Origin of the sequence: Burkholderia sp. AU19243 (genome assembly GCF_018148075.1) — a bacterium.
GTDB classification, from domain to species: domain Bacteria; phylum Pseudomonadota; class Gammaproteobacteria; order Burkholderiales; family Burkholderiaceae; genus Burkholderia; species Burkholderia latens_A.
In genome coordinates this window covers 244,087-263,726 of record NZ_JAGSTV010000002.1, presented here as the reverse complement: position 1 = coordinate 263,726, position 19,640 = coordinate 244,087, and the positions used below count along the sequence as shown (strand labels likewise).

Below are 19,640 nucleotides of genomic sequence, written 5' to 3'. Positions count from 1 at the left end.
CGACCTGGCAATGACGAACGCGATCGTCAAACCAGCAACGTCGCGATCGCCCACACAATCAGCACGCTGCCCAGCGCACGGCCGACCTGCTCGCCGCCAGGCAGCACTTTTTCGACGAGCACGATAAGCGATAACGCAACGATCCACACCACGTTCATCACGCCGCCGACGAACAACAGCGCCATCAGCAGCCAGCAACAGCCGACGCAATAGGCGCCGTGACGCACGCCGAGCACGAAGCTACCGGTCGCACCCGGGCGCGCATACATGGTAAGAAACCGCACCGGCGACCGGCACTGCCGCAGGCATGCGCGTTTCAACGGAGAAAACTGATAGACGCCGGCCAGCGCGAGGACGAACGCGGAAAGCGCGGCGCTCTTCGACCACAGCATCATCCCGGAGATCAGGCCGGCCGGCTGCAGCAGCATCTGCATCGCGGCCGCGCCGGCAGAGAACGCGAGCCATGCGACCAGATATCCGGCCAGCAACAACGTCGACGCGATCGCCGCGCGCGATCCGTCCGTACCGCGATACCGCAGCACACGCCGGTACAGCAGCACGAGCGGCGCCGCGCCGGGTGTCATCATCGCGATCATCATCACCCACCACATCATGACCACGGTGGCCGGTGACGGATCCATCGCGCCTGCGTCGTCGGCGAGCCGATGCGGGAACAACGCGAGCGCCGTCATGTCCGTCGCCGACATGCCGGTGCCGGCGCCCGTCCAAAGGTATGCGAAGCACACGCCGACCAGCGCCGCCATGCCGAGCAGCGTGACGATACGCTCACGCCGCAGAACGTCGTCGAGCACGATCACGCGACGGCGCGATGCCGGATCAGCCCGTGGTTGTTCATGTGCAGCCGTGCGAACTGCGCATAAGTGCGCTCGAGATCCAGTTCGATGTGGCCGCGCGAGCGGCCGGTGCCCGAACCGATCTCCGCCAGCTCGTATTCGAAGCCGTGCGGCAGGTCGATGCGTGCGCGATGCTCGGCGCCCGTCACCGGATTGCGGATCGGTTCGCCGACGAGGTCGAACACGCCGTCGACGCTGATCCGGCCGCGCCGCGCATCGACATCGACGTCGAAGTCGATCTTCGCGAAGATCGGCTCGTAGGCCTGTTCGAGCGTCGACGCGAACACGGCGAACATCGTCGCAAATGGATCGGTATCCTGACCGGTCATGATCTTCAGCACGGCGTCGCATTGCGCGGGGCTCGCGCGTTCGTCGACGATCGGCTGGCAACGGCCGCGGCCTTCGTGAATCGCGCCCGGCCACTGGAACACGACGGCGATCCGCACGCCGTCGAGCACCACGTCGCCGTAATGGCCGCTGTCGATCGAAATCGCACCCATCGCTTCGCAGTGGCCATGCGTCGGCAGCGAATTGAACTGGCAGGGACAACCGTATGAACAATTGCAGTTGATCAGCTCGGTTCCCTGAATCTCCCACGGTGTCATGGCATCACCTCGCGCGATCGGTGGCACGTAACGCTTCGAATCTAGTGCACCGCACAGCCGAAAGCAAAGTACGCCTTCCGTGCCGGTCAGCGGGCGATGGTTCGCGCAGGCACGGGCGTGTTGCCCATGCGGATTGAGACGTGCGGGCTCGCGGCGCTGCCGTCTTGCGTCCTGCACCGTCGCGCCGGCGCTCTCGCAATGGCTGGCCGCCTCGCGATCAACCTTGTTTCTTCGGCGCGCGTGCGACGGCAAACCATGCCATCAATGCGCCCGCGACCCACGCGCAGGTGAGCAGCAGGTCGAAATCCATCATCCCTTCGAAATTGGCGGTGTTCTCGAAGCTGCAATACCGGCTGCCGTGAAATTCGATGCAACCGCTGACGATCCACTGGACGTGCATGAACACGTGATAGAACGCGAAAGTCGAAGCGATGATGGCGACGCGCAAGCGTACGGGCGTTTTCATTCGGCGTCGAAGGTGATGGACGGAGCTGGGCTGACGCCGATCTTATGACAGCGACGTCGCATCACGCAATCGGTCGCGCGCAAATCATCGGACACACAACCATGCGCGCGCCGCGCCATCGGCATAAACCCGATGAAAACCCATCCCATATCCTCACACGATCGCGCTCGTCGTCGATTCCGCATGCGCCATGCATTCCGGAGATAGCCGTCGGCGTCCGGCATACGTGCGGCATGACGGACGACGGCTTTCGCGCCGGCCAGCATCCGTGTGCATCGGCCCGGCCGCGCGGGCATGACGTTTGCACCGCGTGCTGCCCTCTCCTGCTGACACGACGCTGGCAGCAGCCGACGCGCAAGGTTGCAGGATTGCCCGACGAGGAATGTCGCCATGACCCGTACCCGAGACCGCGTGGACCCTGTCTTCGAACGCCGAAACGTGACATTGCTGACGCTGTGCATCGCCGTGCTCGTCGCGCAGATCGACACGGCCGTCGTCAATCTCGCGACGCGCGCAATAGGCTCATATTTCCATGCAGGCGTCGGCGCGCTGCAATGGGTCGTCGACGGCTACAACCTCACGTATGCCGTTCTGCTGCTCACCGGAGGGCTGCTCGCCGACCTGTACGGCCGGCGCCGCATCTTCATCGCGGGTACGGCCGTGTTTACGACTGCGTCGCTGGCATGCGCGCTCGCCCCGTCGGTGCCGGTGCTGATCGCCGCACGCGCGCTGGCCGGCGTCGGCGCGGCGCTGTTGCTGCCGGCGTCGCTCGCGATCATCCGCGTCGTGTGGTACGACCCGGTCGAGCGCGGCCGCGCGCTCGGCGTCTGGGCCGCTTGCAACGGCGTCGCGATGGCGATCGGTCCGACACTCGGCGGCCTGCTGATCCGGCACTTCGGCTGGCGCAGCATCTTCTTCGTCGTGGTCCCGCTGAGCATTGCGGCGATGCTGCTCGCGATGCCGGCCGTGCCCGAGTCGTCCGACCCGCGCGGCCGGCATTTCGACGGCGGCGCGCAGGTTGCGGGCGCGGTCGCGCTCGGCACGCTCGCGTATGCGGCGATCGTGTTCCGCGAGTCGCCGCTCGCCAGCGCGATCGCGGGCGGAGCCTCGATCGCGTCGCTAGGCGCGTTCATCGCGATCGAGCGGCACCACCGCGACGCCGCCCTGGTGCCGCTCGAGCTTTTCCGGCTCGGCGCATTTCGCGGCGTGATCGCCGCGACGACCGGCATGACATTCGGGATGTACGGCGTGCTGTTTCTGCTGCCGTTGACGTGGCAAAGCACCGGCCGGCTCGATCCCACCGGCGCGGGCCTTGCGCTGCTCCCGATGGCGCTCGTGTTCGTCTCGGTGTCGCCGTGTTCGGGGTGGCTGTCGGAGCGAGTCGGCACGCGGGCGACGACGGCCGGCGGCGTCGCCGTGATCGCGAGCGGGCTTGCGGTGATCGGCGCGTCGGCTGCGTCTCGGAGCCTGTTCGGCGCAGAAATCGGCCTCGCGTTGACCGGACTCGGTATGGGCGTGGCGACGGGTCCGTTGATGACCGTCGCGGTCGGCTCGGTGGACTCGGCGCGCTCGGGCACAGCGAGCGCGCTCGTCAACGTCGCGCGGATGATCGGCGCGACGCTCGGAATCGCCGTGCTCGGCACGCTGTTCGCGGTCGCGCACGGCGGCGCCACCGGTTTGCGCGCCGCGATGTTCACCGGTGCGGCGGTTCAGCTCGCCGGTGCGGCAAGCTCCGCCGTCAGCGTGCAGCGCGCGCGGCAGTCCGCATGATCCGTTGAGAGCGGATGCGCCTTTGGCGTATGTCGTTTGCGGGGGGCGGCGGTCAACAGTCGGCCATTCGCCGCCGATCATCGAGCCTCAACACGCAGCGAGTTGCGTCGTCAGCTATGCTTCCCGCCGTGTCTGCGCCGCCGATGTGCATCGCGCTCCTGCCGCAGCACGGGCATCAGTTCCGCGATGTACTGCCGCGCCTGTCCGCGCGTGACGATCTCGCTGAAGCGCTGATGTGCCTTCGCGTGCCCGACGAGCGCCGCATGCGCCTTCTTCAGAATGTGCAGATACGCGATCAGGCTCGTGCCGTCGCGCACGGGCAGCGCATCGCGCGGGTCGGCAGTCGGTGGCGTCGTCATGATCCGATCCTCGCGGGACAGTCGGTGCGGCACGTCGCGGTGACGAGCGACAGCAGGTCGTTCGCCGCCCGATCGCGCTCCGTCAGCGGCGCGAGACCGAACAACCGCCCGAGCGTCGCGACGATCGAGCTGTGATCGTACGGCGTGTGATCGACGTGAGCGGCAGCGACCCACGGCGACACGACGATCGCCGGCACGCGCACCCCATACACGTCGAATTCGAATCCGCTCGCGTTCAGCGTCGCGCCCGCGCCATCGTTGGGCGGCGGCGCTGCGCCGGGCGCGACCGAATCGTAGAAGCCGCCGTGCTCGTCGTAGACGACCACGAACAGGCTGCTGTCCCACACCGGTGAATTGCGAATCGCGTCGTACACGCGTGCGACGAGCTGGTCGCCGCCGGCGAGGCCGTCCATCGGATGATGCGAGCTGCCGTTCCGGTAAGTGCCGTGCACGATGTCGCCGTAGCCCGGTTCGATGAACGTGTAGCGCGCGGTATAGCCGGCCGCGAGGTCGGCTTCGAAGTGGGACAGGTCGTCGACGTCGAAGAAGCTCACCCCCTTCAACGATGCGACCTGCGGCACGTGGCCGAGTGGATCGCCGGACTGGTCCTGGTAGATGCGCCAGTTGTCGTCGCCGAGCGCCGCGAAGATCGAGCCGTTCGGATAGCGGAAACCGTCAAACGCATCCCATCCCGCCATTTCTTCCTTCGTCGGCGAATGGTCGAGCCCGGCCGACGACGCACCGTGCAGGAAGAAGCGGTTCGGCCACGTCGGCCCCGGCATCGATGCATGCCAGCGGTCGCACAACACGAACGCGTTCGCGAGCGCATAGAGTGACGGCGCCTGCGTGCGGACGTCGGCGCCCTGCATGATCGTGCCGAGCGCACCCGGCTGCGGCGGCGCGCCTTCGGAATGCGACGTCGCGTAATTCGACACGAATCCGGAGTTGTCGACGCGCGGATAAGGCCGCCCTTTCACGAACGGCACACCGGCGCCGCACAACTGTTCGAGCACGTCGTCGAATTCGTGGCATGGATCGGTGGGCATCCGGTCGGGCGCGCCGCCGCCGAACGGATAGACGGCGCCGCCGTACGCGTTGCTGTCGTGCGGCGACGCGGCCGTGATGTTCGCGATGCCAGACAGAGCGAACAGATGATCGAACGAGCGGTTCTCGAGCATCAGCACGAACACGTGCTTGATCCGGTCCTGAACCGGTGGCGCCGCGGGAACCGAAGAAGATGCGGGGGCTGCGTCTGCACTCATGGCGCCTCCTGGCGTCGCGCGACGGATGTCCGGCTGGCAACATCGCGGCGGCAACGAATGCCGTTGAAAGCGACTGAAGCGAAGACGCTCCGACGTAGCCGGCCCGCGAATTGCCGACGAGTGTACGGCTATGCTGGGCGACGCGTAAAGCACGATACGGCGCGCGGCATGGTAGCCCCATTGAGGCGTTGATCGACGCTGCGCGTCGAAGCGCATCGAAGCGTGTCAATGAAACGGGGGCGGGAAAATGAAGATCCGGATGGGCCGACCGGCTTGACCCGGTGCGATCTTGGCCATTGCGGCCATGCTGGGCGGCCGGCCACCGACGAATGGCGCGGATCGCGCCGCCCGTCCGGTATGTCCGTCCATACGGCGGGGGCCGGACGGTAGTTTGTCGATCGGAGCGCATCGCGCGCCCGATCGTGTCAGCTTAGCGACGCGGTTGGCCGCTGCGCGGCGGACGCGGCGAATTTGCGTCCTTGTGACGGAAATTGATACGGCCCTTCGTCAAGTCGTACACCGACAGTTCGAGCGTCACGCGATCGCCCGCGAGAATGCGGATGTGGTTCTTGCGCATGCGGCCCGACGCGTACGCGCCGACCACGACGCCGTTTTCCAGCGTGACGCGGTATTTGCTGTCCGGCAGCACTTCGTCGACGATTCCGTCCAGTTCCAGCAGTTCTTCCTTTGCCAAATCAATTCCTCCAGACAAGGTGATGACCGCGGCCGCGGCGGGTTCGCCGGCGCCAGGCCCTGCAGCGGGACGGCGGCCGGCGCAATGCCGGGTATCCATTCGTTCGGACGGACAATGCGCCCGTCCTTCAATCGGAGCCCGGCGCCATGCGCGTTAGGGCGGTCGGTGGCAGCGACGGTGCGATCCGCACCGCGCAATCGGGACCGCGCCGCGTGCGGCATGGCGACGGTCTACTCGGGTTGCAACGCAGGCCGCTTGCGAAGCGGCGGGCGCTTCGCGAGGGCGTTGAATCGCGGGTCGTACGGACTCGCGATGGATGAGGGAAGCACACGACCGATGCATCGTGACGACCGCGATGCATCGGTCGTGTGCGTCGAAACGCGGAACGCCGGCCAGGGCCGGCATCCGCGCAAACTCCACTGGGCAGCGACCGCGATCGGCGGCCGGTGCCGATACGGCTTATTGCGGCGTGATGTTCGACGCTTGCAGACCCTTCGGGCCGCGCTTCACTTCGAAGCTGACCTTCTGGCCTTCGGCGAGGGTCTTGAAGCCCGTGCCGCGAATTTCCGAGAAATGGGCGAACAGATCGTCGCCGCCGTTGTCCGGGGAGATGAAACCAAAGCCCTTGGTTTCGTTGAACCACTTGACGGTACCGGTATCCACAAATACTTCCTTAATACGAATGAATGAACATGCGCCCGTGGCGGGCACAGAGAGAATCAAAGAGGGAGAGACCAACGACTGCCGCACGGCGTGACGGGCGGCGAATGATGAGCAATCGGACTTCTTGAAGAATTCAGACACTACGCGTTGCGCGTCGATCCGTCAAGCTCTTTCGGTGAAGCGTGCGTGCGCGCGTGCTTCGGCGGGCATCGGCCTGCCCGCGCGCCCGTGCTGCAATGTGCGCTGCTTTTGGGCTGGCAACGGCGTGCGTTGCTGCGATTCGGACACGAAATGCCCGCCAGAGCCCGCCGCGCGGTCGCGCAGCGTCCCGTCGAACTCACTGCGCGCCGACGCCCGATGAAAAGCACGTCGCACCCGGCCAGTTGCCACGATGCGGCGCAACCGTCAATCGAACGGATTCAACAGCCGGACGCCGGTGCCGGCAAAATCGTCGACATTGCGAGTGACGACAATGAGATCGTTGATCAGCGCGGTGGCGGCAATCAGTTTGTCGAGTGCGTGCGCCGGGTCGGCCACTCGCAAATGGCCCCACATCTGACCGGTGTCGATATCGACCGGCAGAATGTTCGATGCATAGTCGGACAGGATCATCGCCACCCATGCATCCAGCGCCGATGCCTGCGGATGATCGCCGCGACGGCGGACCAGATCGACGCCGCGCCGCAGTTCGGCCACCGTCACGACCGACAGGTAAAGCGGGTTCCCGGCTTCCTCGGCCTGCCTGAAGAATGCGCGCACGCCGCGATTCGCCCGGTTGCCCTTCCTGATCTCGCTGATGACGTTCGTATCAATCAAAAACACGCCTGCCCTCGCCGGAATCCTGAACACGTTGAAAATCCGCGTCTTCTCCGACATCCGGCATGCTCATCAGCACTTGCGCAAATGTCCGTCGCTTGGGCCGTCCGAGCGCATTGGCCAGAATGGCCCGATGTTCGGCCTCGGCGCTCCTGCCGTTGGCTGCGGCCTGCTCGCGCAGGCACTGAACGATACTGTCATCCACGTTACGCACCAGAAGATTTGCCATGAGTACCTCCATCCAATTGCTATCAATGATAGCACCACGAAGGTGAACTGCAATCATTGCTATCACCGTCATGATCGAATGAAGGGCGGGTCGGCGGCAGCCCGGCAGCACAGGCGGCGACAGGCTTCGGCCGATCGGGCGCCGACGGGCCGACGCGTCGAATTACTGGTAAGCAAGGTAAGCCGGATCCACGGAACGGAAAAGGCGGCCGAATGGCCATTCAGCGACGGACAGCCACGACCGGACCACGCCGTCCGCCGTCCAGCGGTCGCGCCGCCGGTTGCGACGCGCGCAGCACGGCCACGACAAGCACCGCGACGAGGATCGCCGACGCCGCCGGCCAGGTCGCGCCGCTGATCATCGCGACGAAGGCCTGCGCCGGCGCCATCCAAACCAGCGCCACCACGATCGCCTCGAACCGGTTCGGCTTGACGGTCCGGAAGTCGATCATCAGGAACACGAACGGCAGCACGAGCCACAGCAGGTCGTAATACATGTAGTACGGCTGTACCAGCAGTGTCGCCGCAGCGAGCGTCGCCGCACGCAATTCGAAGCGCGCGGCACGCGTCCACACGTACATGCACGCCGCCGCGGCCGGCACGGCGATGGCCGCCTGTATCACGTACGCCATCGATACCGACAGGCCGGCGGCCCGCGCGAGTCCGCATATCGACGGCATGCCGCGCCACAGCGCGTCGCCGTACTCGATCACCCCGCGGTTGAAGGTGGGCATGAACGTCAAAAATGCTGCCCACGCCTGCCAACCGAACGCAGCTACCGATATCGCGACAATCGCGGCGCTGAACACGCCGGCCGAGATCAGCGTTTTCCAGTGGCCGGCGCAGATCAGCGCCAGCGGAAACAGCACGCCGTACTGCGGTTTTACGGACAGCATCGCAATGCACGCCCCCGCCGCGACCGGCCGCGACCGCAGCAACAGCAACGCCGCACCGGCGGCCGCCACCGTCAGAAACGCATTCTGCATCTGCACCGTGGCGCCGATCAGACCCGGAAATGCCGCGGCCGCGATCCGCCAGTGACCGGCGAGCGAACGCGTCAGCGGCGCGACTACCGCTGCGTAACAGGCTGTCGCAAGCACGCCGAACAGCACGATCGCGCTTCCGAACGACACCAGACCGAACGGAACCACGACCAGCAGGAACGTGGGCGGGTACGGCCATGGCGAGAAGTCCCTCACGGGCCGAAGCGCTGCCTCGATCGGCTGCATCCATTGCGGCGAAAAGATCGCCGTCGCGCCGTGCTCGAGCGCGACCCGCGCGGCAGCCCAGAACACCGCGAAGTCCGATCCGACCATCGGCGCGGAGCGGTCGTCCAATCCGTAGTAGCGAATCGCCCATACGGCGACAAAAGCGATCTGCAACACGAGCACCGCGATCGCGTACGTCGCGACGCGCGCCGCATCGACTCGTCCCGCTGCCGGTTCACCCGGTGTCTCCATCGACAAGCCCGCCCTTTTCCGTCTCGGTGAAGTCCCTGCGCCGGGGTGCAACGAAACATCATGTTGCATCTCCGCATGCCCTGCAGCCGCAACCGTTTGATAACATCAATCGACAAGACCGGCGATCGAACGCCGCACCAGACGCGTGGAAGACCTTGCATCGACGCGGACCATCCGTGCCTGAAATCCCGATCCGAGCGATCCAAGACACGAGACGCCCTCCAGTGGACCTGACAGTTCCTTCTCCCGATATCCTGTTTTCCCCGACTCCGGATCAGCTCTACTTCCCCGCATGCGTCGCGGCGGTCGCGATCATCGCGTGGCTCGCGGCCCGGCCCGTACCGTTCTATCGTGCTGCCGTCGACAAGTCCCTGTCGATGCGCTATCGCAATCTCGACGGCTTCCGCGGCGTGCTGGCGACCTCCGTCGTGTTCCATCACTTCGCATGCAACCTCGGCTTGCTGTCGACTGGCGTGTGGGGCCCGACTTCCGACTTTCAACGCAATCTCGGCACGATTCCCGTCGCGATGTTCTTCATGGTGACGGGCTTCCTGTTCTGGGAGCGCGCGTGCAAGGGCTCGCTCGACGTGCGCGCGTTCCTCGTCGCGCGCGTGCGGCGCGTCGCGCCGCTCTACCTTTTCTACGCGACAATCATCGTTGCGTGCACGCTGTACTGGTTCCCAGGCAATGTCGTCCACGCGCCGATCCGGTTGCTCGTCGATCTGCTCAAGGCGGCTTCGCTCGGCTGGTTCGGCGCGTTCCCGGTGAACGGCGCGCCGCACACCAGCCAGTTGAGCGGTGTGTGGTGGACACTCGCATACGAATGGCGGTTCTACGTCGCCATTCCGCTCCTCGCGTGGTTTGTCGCCACACGAGCATGGCGCAAGCTCGTCGCGCTCGCGATCGTCACGCTCTGTGCCGCGTTGTTCGGGCCGCCAGGCGCGATGGCGCTGCTGTTCGCCTGCGGCGCGCTCGCGTTCTAAGTATCGCGGCATCCGGCGATACGCGCGCTGCTCGGCACGAAAGCGGCGGCCACCGTCGCGCTGCTGATACTCGCCGTCTGCCCGTACCCGGCCGAACGCTATTCGATCGAGGGCGCGCTCCCGCTGCTTCCCGTATTCCTTTGCGTCGCATGCGGCAACACGTTCTACGGCCTGCTCACGACCCGACCGCTCGCGCTGCTCGGCACCGCCAGCTTCAGCATCTACATGATCCACATGGTGATCGTGTACACGATCGTACGCGCGTTGAACAAGTTCGTGATCCCGATCGATTCGATCGACGACGCGGGTGTATGGACGTTGTCGCTGGCATGCGCGCTGGTCGTCGTGTTTTGCTCGCTGATGACGTACCGCTACATCGAACATCCGTTCATCGCGAAGCGCAACGCGCCACGGCCTGCACGCCGAGCCCTCGAACCCGCGCGCGAGCATCGCACAGCCGTGATGTGACGCGCGCACGACCCGGAACCGTTTCGCTGCGAGATCCCGAACCGCAGCACCGGATAACGGCGATGCCGCGACGTCGTGCGAACCGGCTCATCGAAACGAACGCAGCGACCCGCCGCGTGCAGCACCTGCCGCCACACGCAGCGGGTCCCCCGGCACGACACCATGCAAGCACGCTTGCTGTTTGACGGAGCGAACATGCGATGCCCATTCGTGTCGCCGATACGACGCGGTGCGTCCGACGCGACGGGCCGCGCTCCCGCGGCTCGCTCCGATCCCCGATATTTCGATGTCGTTGCGTGCCGCTTGCACGAATCGTCGTCGTCCTGCATGCGATCGTGTCGAGCGGCACGGGCATAATCGCAAAGCGTGTGCCATGCGCCACGGACCCGCGCCGGACAACGGGCGCGATCGAACGACTGCGACTAGGCGCGGGGAAATCGGCGGAAATGATTCACGAACGCATCTTTTTTCGGGACGTTGCGCCGGGCACGATACGAACGCGTGTCTCGTCGGCATGACTCGCACGCGGGCACAGGCGCGCGGCCGCCTGCATGCGCGGATCGGGACAATCGGCCACGCGTGCAGCCTGCCGCCCGGAGACAAATGTTTCATCGGCGTGACGACGCGTCGCTCAAGCCGGATCGGAATGTTCGATCTTGCGGTGTGCGTATCAGCGTAAATCCGGGGACGATGTGCGCGCAGTGTCCAGCGAGCGGGATGCCCGTGCGCTTTGATGCAGACGATGCGGGATGATCCACGCCGCGGATCGGCCCATTGCTCCCGATCGAGCGGCCGCGCGGCCGACCGCAAGCAACCGATCAGAGATCGCCGCGCACTTCGCCGGTTCCAAGCGCGCTGCGCCGCCGGTTGACTTCGGCCCAAAGCTCGTCACTGTCGTCATTGCGCAGCACGACCATCCAATCCAGTTGATCGTCGGTCACGCCGAAGTATTCCCGAATCTCCCGGCGAACCGTGTCGACGAACTGCGCGTATTCCGGTGTTGCCTGCGCTTGCGCGTGCAACGCGTCGTATGCGGCGTCGTCCTCGCCGCCGCCGTGCTCGTCGATATAGCGCGAGATCCACTGGTCCAGTTCGCGGTCGTAATCCGCCTCGGCGCGCATCGCCTGCACGGCCGTGTAGAAATCCAGGTGCGCAAACGCGTCGATCGCCGCCGTCGTCGCGTCATCGAATGTCATGGTCATGGCATCCCTCATGTTGGTGGTCGCGCATCATCGCACGGGTCCTGCCTGCATTGCGCGGGAGATCCGGACGGGGCAATCGACGCAATTTTCCCGGCCCCACTAGCACGTAATCCGCCGCAGCGGCTGCATCATGCCAGCGAAGCACGCTCGGCGCATCATGCCGCCGCGCCCGCGCGCAGGCCGCTCGTCTCCAGCAACTCGAGCAGCGTGCCGGCCGGCTGGCTGAGCCGCTTCGCGGCGAGCGCGATGAATTCGACGTCGGGCAGCGCCGGCAGCGCGGCGCCGTTCACCGGCGGCGTCTTGAGCCAGACGGGATTGAGCATCCCGCATTGTCATCGGCGCTTCCGATGACAGTCAATGCGTTCAGGCAGCTTCCCGACGACCGGCGGAATCGGTACCATCGAATGCTCGTAGACCTACGTGGCCCCGGCCCGCGCGCGATGCCGCCGCTCCGGTCACCCGCCCTTCCATTTCGTCATGCCCCGCGAACCCTCTCACTCCGCGCTGCTGTGGATCGTCGCCGCCGCGTTCTTCATGCAGTCGCTCGACACGACGATCGTCAACACCGCGCTGCCGTCGATCGCGCAAAGCCTGCACGCTTCGCCGCTCGCGATGCAGCCGGTCGTGGTCGTCTACACGCTGACGATGGCGATGCTCACGCCGGCGTCCGGCTGGCTCGCCGACCGCTTCGGCACGCGCCGCGTGTTCTCCGTCGCCATCCTGGTGTTTTCGCTCGCATCAATCGGCTGCGCGGCGTCGCACACGCTCGGACAACTCGTCGTCGCGCGAGCCGTGCAGGGTATCGGCGGATCGATGCTGTTGCCGATCGGCCGACTCGCCGTGCTGCGCCGCGTGCCGGGCGAACAGTACGTCGCGGCAATCGCATTCGTGTCGATTGCCGGCCAGCTCGGCCCGATCGTCGGGCCGACGCTCGGCGGCTGGCTCACGCAGGCGATTTCCTGGCACTGGGTGTTCATCGTCAACGTACCGGTCGGCGTGGTCGGCTTCATCGCGGTACAGCGCTTCCTGCCGCACGATCAGGCAACGCAGCAGCAGCCGTTCGACTTCATCGGCTGCGCGCTGCTGTCGGCCGCGATGATCGCGCTGTCGCTCGCGATCGATCCGCCGATGTCCGCGCACCGCGCCGGTTGGGCACTCGGGCTGGCCATGCTGGGTGCGGCGAGCGCGCTCGCTTACCTGCCCCATGCGCGCCGCCGCGCGCAGCCGTTGTTCCGGCTCGGGTTGTTCCGCGAACCGAATTTCGGTTCGGGGCTGCTCGGCAACCTGCTGTGCCGGATTGGCACGAGCGCGGTGCCGTTCATGCTTCCGCTGCTGATGCAGGTGCAGCTCGGCTATACGCCGCTGCAGTCGGGGATGATGATGCTGCCGGCCGCGATTGCCGGCGTCATCGCAAAACGCTGGATCGCACCGCTCGCGAAACGCTTCGGCTACGCGAACTTTCTGGTCGTGAATACAGGGATCGTCGGCTGCGCGATCGCGGGGTTCGCGCTGGTTTCGGCACGGCCGGCGCCGGCGCTGGAGATCGCATTGCTGGTGGTGTTCGGCGCCGCGAACTCGATGCAGTTCGCGGCAATGAACGCCGCGACGCTGAAGGGGCTGTCGCATGCGGACGCAGGCAGCGGCAACAGCCTGTTCACGATGATGCAGATGCTTGCGATGGGGCTCGGCGTGTCGATCGGCGGCGGACTCGTCAACCTGTTCGCCGCGCATTGGGGCTCGACGGCGGACGGCTTCATCCTGTCGTTCTTGTGCATGGGCGCGGTCACGCTGCTGTCGTCCGTCGTGTTCCGGCGGATCGATACCGCCGCGCCGGCAACACCGGTCGCGCCGCGGCCTTCCGCGTAAGCGGCTTCGTCAGCGACGGGCGCGGCTGTCAGTTCGCCGCGCGGCGTTCGACGATGCGCCTGAGCACCCAGCGGATCGACGAGCCGTCGGCCGGCGGCTGCGCGACGCGATATTCATCGACCTCCAGCACATAGTCATAGCCGGGCTGGTACGCAAAACCCTCGATGCCCGCGTACCACAGGCTCCAGCGCTCGGCCGGGCTGCTGCGCACCTGCAGGCAGTCCATCGGCGCAACACCGATGCAGCGCGCCGTCTGCGGCGCGACGTAGACCGTCTTCGTCACGGGCTGTCCGTCGGACGCGCGGGCCGCGCGCGCAGCGGTCGCGACGGCGTCGGTCTGGCATCCGGCGAGCAGCGTGGCGGCCGCGATCACGGCCGCGCCCAGCAGCGTTCTGGTGTTGCGATTCATCGGGTATTCCTTTGGAAGCGTTGGCGGGGCGGTTTGACGGACAGCGCATGCGAAAGTTCACGAATCGCTTACAGCGCGCGTGCCGCACCGCTCGTTCAACAAACGCCCCGCACGAGCTGAAACGATGACGCGCCGCCCTCGCCGTTCAATGGATTGCGATCGATCGCGGGTTCACCGCGTGGCGATCGTGTATTACCATCGGCGCTTCCCCGTATGCTTTGCACTGCCCGCACCGTCCGCCACGGCCGCGCGCCCCCTCCGCCTCGCATGACTTCACCCTTGCCGCCCGACGCTACGCTGCGCCCGCTGCCGATCGATACGCTGACCGTACCGGCCGCGCTGGACGGACGCGCGGGCACGAACCGCTCGACCAGCGCGCATCCGCAGATCGCCGCGACCAACGATCTCGATGCGGTACGCGCATGGCTCGCGCGCTTTGTCGATACGCCGACCACGTTCCAGAATTATCGCAAGGAAGCCGAGCGGTTGCTGCTGTGGGCGGTGATCGCGTGCGGCAAGCCGCTGTCGTCGCTGACGCACGAGGACCTCGTCGTCTACCGGCAATTCCTGCTCGCACCCGCGCCAGCCGACCTGTGGTGCGCGAACGGCGGCCGCAAGCATCCGCGCGGCGACCCGCGCTGGCGGCCGTTTTACGGACCGCTGTCGGCGGCCAGCCAGCGGCAGGCGATGGTGATCCTGAACGTGATGTTCTCGTGGCTCGTGCAGGCCGGCTATCTGGCCGGCAATCCGCTTGCACTGTCGCGACAGCGGCAACGGCGGCCCGCACCGCGCGTCACGCGCCATCTCGCGCCACCGCTGTGGCAGGCGGTCAAGGACGCGATCGCCGCGATGCCGCGCGACGATGCGCGTGCCGCGTTCCATGCGGACCGCGCGCGCTGGGTGTTCACGTTGCTGTATCTCGGCGGCCTGCGCATCACCGAGGCCGCCGACACGACGATGGGGCAATTCTTCGCGCGACGCGATACGAACGGACGCGATCGCTGGTGGCTCGACGTGACGGGCAAAGGCGGCCGGCAGCGGCTCGTGCCGGCTACCGCGGAACTGATGACCGAGCTCGGGCGCTACCGGCACGCGCACGGCCTTCCGGCGCTGCCGGCCAATGGGGAAGCGACTCCGCTCGTGCTGCCCGCGGGTCAGTCACGCAAGCCGCTCACGCGCGCGGCGCTGCATCGGATCGTGAAGCAGGTGTTCCGGTTCGCAGCCGATCGGTTGCGTGCGCAACCGGATGGCGGCGAAGAACACGCACGCGTGCTCGAACAGGCGTCCGCGCACTGGCTGCGCCACAGCGCGGGTTCTCACATGGCCGACGGGCGCGTCGATCTACGGCTGGTGCGCGACAACCTCGGACACGTGTCGCTAACGACGACGAGCCAGTATCTCCACGCCGACGACGACTGGCGGCACCGCGAAACCGAGGACAAGCACCGGATCGGTTGGTAGTCGTAGAGGCAATGCGCAACGCGATCCGGATTGCGGGCGCGCTTCGGCCATCGTTGACCGCGGGCCGCACGGCACGGGCCGGCGCGCGTTCCGATCAATACACGGCCGCCCAATGCCCAGGCACCCACGCCCAGTGATTGCCGGCCCAGCGGTAATGGCCCTTGACCCAGCGATATCCGGGTGCGGGCGGCGGCGGCGCGACCTCGACGAGCGGGGCGGGCTGCGGCGGCCGCGCCGGTTCGACGACACATGCGGACATCAGCGCTGCGGTCGCGGTTGCCAGGACGGCAAGCGATGCGGATCGGATCTTCATCTTCATTTCTCCCTGTCTTGTAATCGATTCGACTGCGCGTTGACGCATGCGCGTTTTCGCGCCAGCCGCGCATCAAGCCATTGCGCGAATGAGACCTGTCATCGGACGCGTCGCGCCGCTTTCCGCAAACAGCGCCGACGCAGTACGGCCAGGATCGAGCCGCAGGCTTTCGGCGGCCGCGCCCGCGATCAGCGCATCGAGCGATGCGGTCGGCTTGAGATCGCGCCCTTCGTACAGATCACCTCGCCGCAAGCCGGGCCAGTCCGCGATCACGCGGCCGCCGGCAACCGCGCCGCCCGCGAGCATCGCGACCGACGCCTGCCCGTGATCGGTGCCGCCGGTGCCGTTCACCGCGGCCGTGCGCCCGAACTCGGTCGCGACCAGCACCGTGGTCTGCTGCCACGCCGGCCCGAGCCCGTCGCGCAAAGCGGCGAGCATCGTGTCGAGCGCCTTCAGCTGGTTCGCGAGCCGCGCGTTCTGCGCGCTGTGGGTATCCCAGCCGCCGGTTTCGATCATCGCGATCCGCGGGCCGTCGTCGCGCGCAAGAAACGTCGCCGCCAGCTTGCCGACACCGGCCGGATCCTGGCGCGCATGCGCATCGCCGGCGAGACCGCGCGCGGCCATCGCCGACTGCCATAGCGGACCGAGCTGCGCATCGGCCTCGTAAAGCGCCGTCACGCGTGCGAGGAGATCGTCGGGCGCGGCGGGCAAGCCGGACGCCGCATACGACGCGGCCTGCACGCTGCCGCGCAACGCGAGCGGCACCGTAGGCGCGAATGCGATCGCACGATCGCGCGTGGCCGGCAACATCGCGGCGAGCCGGTTCAGCCAGCCGTCCTTCACCTGGTATGGCGCGCGGCCGCCCGTCTCGAGCACGTTCTGGCCGTCGAAGTGCGAGCGGTCGCGATACGGCGATGCGATCGCATGGACGAACAGCGCCTGCTTGTCGCGATACAGCTGTGCGGTCTGCACGAGCGATGGATGCAGCGCGAACGTGCCGTCGACGCGCATGGCCTTATCCGCATCGATCGCGAGCGGGCCGCGCAGCGCCGCATACGCAGGCTCCGCATACGGGACGACGATGTTCAGTCCGTCGGCCGCGCCGCGCTGGATCACGAACACGAAGCGCCGGTCGGTTTCGACGTTCGCGAACACGATGCGCGGCGCGACCAGGATCGCGCCAGCGCCCGCGGCGGCGATGCTCAGGAATTGCCGGCGGGTAACAGATCGGGCCATGTTCATCTCCGTTGAAAATCGGGCGACACGAGCAGCAGCGCGAGCGACGTGGTCGCGCTTTCGGCGCGCGACAGCGCGGCCGCCGTCGGTACGCTCAGCGAGCCGGCGAGCAGCGCATTGCCGAGCGTGCGCGCATCGAGCCGGTCGCCCGTGCGCGCGGCGAGCCGCTGCGCGATCTCCACACGGCGCACCAGCGCGTCGGGCGCGGCCCAGCTCGCGGCGACGTCGTCATAACCGGCCGGCGATCCTGGCCGCCATACCGGCTGGCCGAGCTGCGCGAGCAGCGGCGCGGCCTTGACATCACCGGTGTCACGCCAGCCGAGCCCGCGCAGCGACGATACGGCCCACTCCCACGGCGTCTTGAACTTGCGATTGACCGGCGACCACGCGTCCGGCGCATCGACGAGCGCGCGATAGACGGCCGGCAAATCGCCGCCGCTCGCATCGAATGCGCGGGCCAGCCGCTCGGTGAGCGCAGGCGGCGGATTGTCGGCGACGAAATGGCGCGCGAGCTGGAACGCGATATGCCGGCCCGTCGCAGGCGAACGCGCGAGGTCGCTCAGGATCGCGCGCGCCTGAGCGTCGCCCGGCTGCGCGTAAGTTCGGCTCATCACCGTACGCGTCCCCGGCTCATGCAGCGCCGGGCGAAACACGAACGCGCCCGGCACCGCACCGTCGGGCTGCCGGCCGCGGCCGCCGGCAACGCTCCAGCCGGTCAGCGCACGCGCGAATTCCGTCACGTCCGCTTGCGTATAACCGGTGCGTACGCCGAGCGTATGCAGCTCCATGATTTCGCGCGCGAGGTTTTCGTTGAGGCCGCGTCGCGCGGCGGGATTGCGCGCTTCGGCGCGCAGCGCGGCCGGACTGTCGGGGCCGACGGAGCGCGCCTGGTCGAGGAACAGCTGCATCGCCGGATGCTGCTCGACGGCGACGAGCATGTCCTCGAAGCGGCCGAGCACGTGCGGGCGGATCGCGTCGCGCTCGAATGCGCCGGCGTACGCGGCGACCTGCCCCTTGTCGACCGACACCGCGAAGTGGTTTGCCCAGAAATGGACGAGGCGTTCGACGAACGGCGCGGGCGTGTTCAGTGCACTGTTCAGTCGTGCCGTGACCGCGCTGCGATACGCGTCGTAGCCGTCGCGGCGGATCGACTGTTCGGTCGCACGCTTCGCCGATGCGTCGTCGCTGGTCATCGCATCGCGTGCAGCGGCGAAGCGCGTCGCGAGCGCGATCGCGTCCGGTTCGCCGGCCCATGCGGCCGGCCGTGCGTCGTAACGGTCGAATTCGCCGAGCAGCGCGGCTTGCGGATCGGCGGGCGGCGCTTCGTCGGCGCGCGCGCCCAGACCGAAGCGGTTCAGCGCGATCGCGGCCGGTGAGATGGCGTTCGGGTGGTCCATGACGAGAGTTCTCGCGGTGCGTACCCGTGTTTAACGGGAGATGCCGGGAAATCCGTCGCGCGAACTGCGAAATATTGTCGATTCGCGGCCGCGAAGCCGCTTCACTTTCCGTTTGCTTTCAACCGCGGCGCGGCCAGGTTCGCGCCGCTCACCCCAGCTCGAATGACGTCACGCCAAACACGCGGCCGATCTCGATCGCGGGCGCTTCTTTCGTATACATCCGTGCAGTCTCGAAGACACGAGACATGCCGTGCCGCTCCGCGAGCGCGACCGCTGCCGGATTCGTTTCCGGCACGTCGAGCACGATCGTCTCGCCGGGCATGCGCGCCGCGAGCGCGCGAAACAGCGCCGTGGCAACGTCCGCGTGATCGGCGAATAGCGGGCCGATCTTGCAGCCCGTCTTGCAGCGGCGCACGACGCCGTATCCGACAACGCGCCCGGCATCGATCGTTGCGAGCGCAACGGCATCCGGCTGGGCGATCCAAGCGCAAACGAAACGCTCGCGCGCCGCGGGAAAGCACCGGCGATCGTACGCGAGCAACTGCTCGAGCGGTATGTCGGCCGCGGCCACCGCGTCCGCGCCCGCGATGCCGTCCACGCGCCCCTGATAGCGGATGTTGCGATACGCGAGCCGGAACCCGGCCTTCCCGTAGTTCGCCTGCTGCGCAACGACGCCGTCGAGACCGATGTTGCGGTTTCCGAGGTAGTGCATTCCGTGCTGCCAGACTCGGATGCCGAAGCCTCGGCCGCGAAACGCAGGCTTCACGATATAGAGACCGATGAAGCCGAAGTGCGCGTCATAGGCGACCGCAGACAGGCTGGCGACCGGTTCGCCACGCCAGACGCCGATGAAAAAACCCGCCGGATCCGCTACGCTGAAGCATTGCGGATCGTGCCGCCCGGGGTTCCACCCTTCTGCAGCCGCCCATTCGATCGACATCGCGATCTCGTCGGCCGACATCGTGCGTACGAGAAACTCTTCGCTGCGATTCATGGTTCGCCCCTGTCGCGGCGCTCGCAATTGCCGCTTGCGTTACGGTCGATACATCGCCTCTGCTGCCGATCGGGTCATCATAATCCCGCAGGCCGATAGGGGCGACGCTCGCAACGTATGTCGCGCCCGGCTCG

General features: G+C 67.0%; 19 protein-coding genes and 2 pseudogenes. 4 read left to right on the top strand and 17 right to left on the bottom strand.

The annotated features are described in order from the left end of the window. Positions 1–26: 26 nt before the first annotated feature. The 3 genes from KDW55_RS04640 to KDW55_RS04630 form a co-directional block, all read right to left on the bottom strand. Positions 27–818: a DUF2182 domain-containing protein gene (locus KDW55_RS04640; protein ID WP_209822649.1), complete on the bottom strand. Its 792-nt coding sequence runs from the start codon at positions 816–818 to the stop codon at positions 27–29. Continuing rightward, on the bottom strand, positions 815–1,459 hold the full coding sequence (locus tag KDW55_RS04635) for a DUF1326 domain-containing protein (protein WP_040139899.1): 645 nt from the start codon (positions 1,457–1,459) through the stop codon (positions 815–817). The genes KDW55_RS04640 and KDW55_RS04635 overlap by 4 nt, the downstream gene beginning before the upstream one ends. A 217-nt stretch (positions 1,460–1,676) precedes the next feature. Next, the gene (locus tag KDW55_RS04630) at positions 1,677–1,925 is read right to left on the bottom strand and encodes a hypothetical protein (RefSeq protein WP_040139901.1); all 249 of its coding nucleotides are present in this window, start codon (positions 1,923–1,925) and stop codon (positions 1,677–1,679) included. A 390-nt stretch (positions 1,926–2,315) separates the two neighbouring features. On the opposite strand from KDW55_RS04630, the gene KDW55_RS04625 reads away from it, so the two are divergent. Beyond that, a complete protein-coding gene (locus tag KDW55_RS04625) occupies positions 2,316–3,695 on the top strand; it encodes an MFS transporter (protein WP_212160091.1) in 1,380 nt (459 codons plus the stop codon). Between the two features lie 110 nt (positions 3,696–3,805). On the opposite strand, the gene KDW55_RS04620 is transcribed toward KDW55_RS04625, so the two are convergent. The 7 genes from KDW55_RS04620 to KDW55_RS04590 all read right to left on the bottom strand — a co-directional run bounded on the left by KDW55_RS04620 (position 3,806) and on the right by KDW55_RS04590 (position 9,177). Continuing rightward, positions 3,806–4,054, bottom strand: a complete 249-nt coding sequence (locus tag KDW55_RS04620) for a hypothetical protein (protein WP_069243020.1) — start codon at positions 4,052–4,054, stop codon at positions 3,806–3,808. Beyond that, complete coding sequence (locus KDW55_RS04615) at positions 4,051–5,316, bottom strand: alkaline phosphatase family protein (protein WP_069243021.1); 1,266 nt, start codon at positions 5,314–5,316, stop codon at positions 4,051–4,053. The genes KDW55_RS04620 and KDW55_RS04615 overlap by 4 nt, the downstream gene beginning before the upstream one ends. Positions 5,317–5,746: 430 nt before the next feature. Continuing rightward, positions 5,747–6,010, bottom strand: a complete 264-nt coding sequence (infA, locus tag KDW55_RS04610) for a translation initiation factor IF-1 (protein WP_006483034.1) — start codon at positions 6,008–6,010, stop codon at positions 5,747–5,749. Between the two features lie 459 nt (positions 6,011–6,469). Then, positions 6,470–6,673: a cold-shock protein gene (locus tag KDW55_RS04605; RefSeq protein WP_006483056.1), complete on the bottom strand. Its 204-nt coding sequence runs from the start codon at positions 6,671–6,673 to the stop codon at positions 6,470–6,472. Positions 6,674–7,078: 405 nt separating this feature from the next. After that, a complete protein-coding gene (locus KDW55_RS04600; protein ID WP_245163598.1) occupies positions 7,079–7,495 on the bottom strand; it encodes a type II toxin-antitoxin system VapC family toxin in 417 nt (138 codons plus the stop codon). Next, positions 7,482–7,718, bottom strand: coding sequence for a DNA-binding protein (locus KDW55_RS04595; RefSeq protein WP_212148158.1), 237 nt, complete (start codon positions 7,716–7,718; stop codon positions 7,482–7,484). The genes KDW55_RS04600 and KDW55_RS04595 overlap by 14 nt, the downstream gene beginning before the upstream one ends. A gap of 220 nt (positions 7,719–7,938) precedes the next feature. After that, a complete protein-coding gene (locus tag KDW55_RS04590; protein WP_212160129.1) occupies positions 7,939–9,177 on the bottom strand; it encodes a glycosyltransferase family 87 protein in 1,239 nt (412 codons plus the stop codon). Positions 9,178–9,401: 224 nt separating this feature from the next. Between KDW55_RS04590 and KDW55_RS29715 the strand changes: the two are divergent. Further along, a pseudogene (locus KDW55_RS29715) lies at positions 9,402–10,628 on the top strand (acyltransferase). Between the two features lie 818 nt (positions 10,629–11,446). Here KDW55_RS29715 and KDW55_RS04580 read toward each other — a convergent pair. Continuing rightward, positions 11,447–11,830 (bottom strand): hypothetical protein, encoded by a 384-nt coding sequence (locus KDW55_RS04580; RefSeq protein ID WP_040139921.1) that lies wholly within the window; start codon positions 11,828–11,830, stop codon positions 11,447–11,449. Positions 11,831–11,985: 155 nt separating this feature from the next. Next, positions 11,986–12,126 (bottom strand): annotated as a pseudogene (locus KDW55_RS04575) (LysR family transcriptional regulator); the annotation flags it as partial. Between the two features lie 181 nt (positions 12,127–12,307). On the opposite strand from KDW55_RS04575, the gene KDW55_RS04570 reads away from it, so the two are divergent. After that, a complete protein-coding gene (locus tag KDW55_RS04570) occupies positions 12,308–13,696 on the top strand; it encodes a DHA2 family efflux MFS transporter permease subunit (protein ID WP_209825501.1) in 1,389 nt (462 codons plus the stop codon). A gap of 28 nt (positions 13,697–13,724) precedes the next feature. On the opposite strand, the gene KDW55_RS04565 is transcribed toward KDW55_RS04570, so the two are convergent. Beyond that, the gene (locus KDW55_RS04565) at positions 13,725–14,105 is read right to left on the bottom strand and encodes a DUF4377 domain-containing protein (protein ID WP_069243026.1); all 381 of its coding nucleotides are present in this window, start codon (positions 14,103–14,105) and stop codon (positions 13,725–13,727) included. A 267-nt stretch (positions 14,106–14,372) separates the two neighbouring features. Here KDW55_RS04565 and KDW55_RS04560 point away from each other — a divergent pair, with 267 nt between their 5' ends. After that, positions 14,373–15,566: a tyrosine-type recombinase/integrase gene (locus KDW55_RS04560; protein WP_209825499.1), complete on the top strand. Its 1,194-nt coding sequence runs from the start codon at positions 14,373–14,375 to the stop codon at positions 15,564–15,566. Between the two features lie 94 nt (positions 15,567–15,660). On the opposite strand, the gene KDW55_RS04555 is transcribed toward KDW55_RS04560, so the two are convergent. The 4 genes from KDW55_RS04555 to KDW55_RS04540 all read right to left on the bottom strand — a co-directional run bounded on the left by KDW55_RS04555 (position 15,661) and on the right by KDW55_RS04540 (position 19,506). Then, positions 15,661–15,879 (bottom strand): YXWGXW repeat-containing protein, encoded by a 219-nt coding sequence (locus KDW55_RS04555; protein WP_040141154.1) that lies wholly within the window; start codon positions 15,877–15,879, stop codon positions 15,661–15,663. A gap of 72 nt (positions 15,880–15,951) precedes the next feature. Then, on the bottom strand, positions 15,952–17,115 hold the full coding sequence (locus KDW55_RS04550; RefSeq protein WP_212160093.1) for a DUF1501 domain-containing protein: 1,164 nt from the start codon (positions 17,113–17,115) through the stop codon (positions 15,952–15,954). A 2-nt stretch (positions 17,116–17,117) separates the two neighbouring features. Continuing rightward, positions 17,118–18,512, bottom strand: a complete 1,395-nt coding sequence (locus KDW55_RS04545; RefSeq protein ID WP_209825497.1) for a DUF1800 domain-containing protein — start codon at positions 18,510–18,512, stop codon at positions 17,118–17,120. A gap of 148 nt (positions 18,513–18,660) precedes the next feature. Continuing rightward, positions 18,661–19,506, bottom strand: a complete 846-nt coding sequence (locus tag KDW55_RS04540; RefSeq protein WP_212160094.1) for a GNAT family N-acetyltransferase — start codon at positions 19,504–19,506, stop codon at positions 18,661–18,663. Between the last annotated feature and the right edge of the window lie 134 nt (positions 19,507–19,640).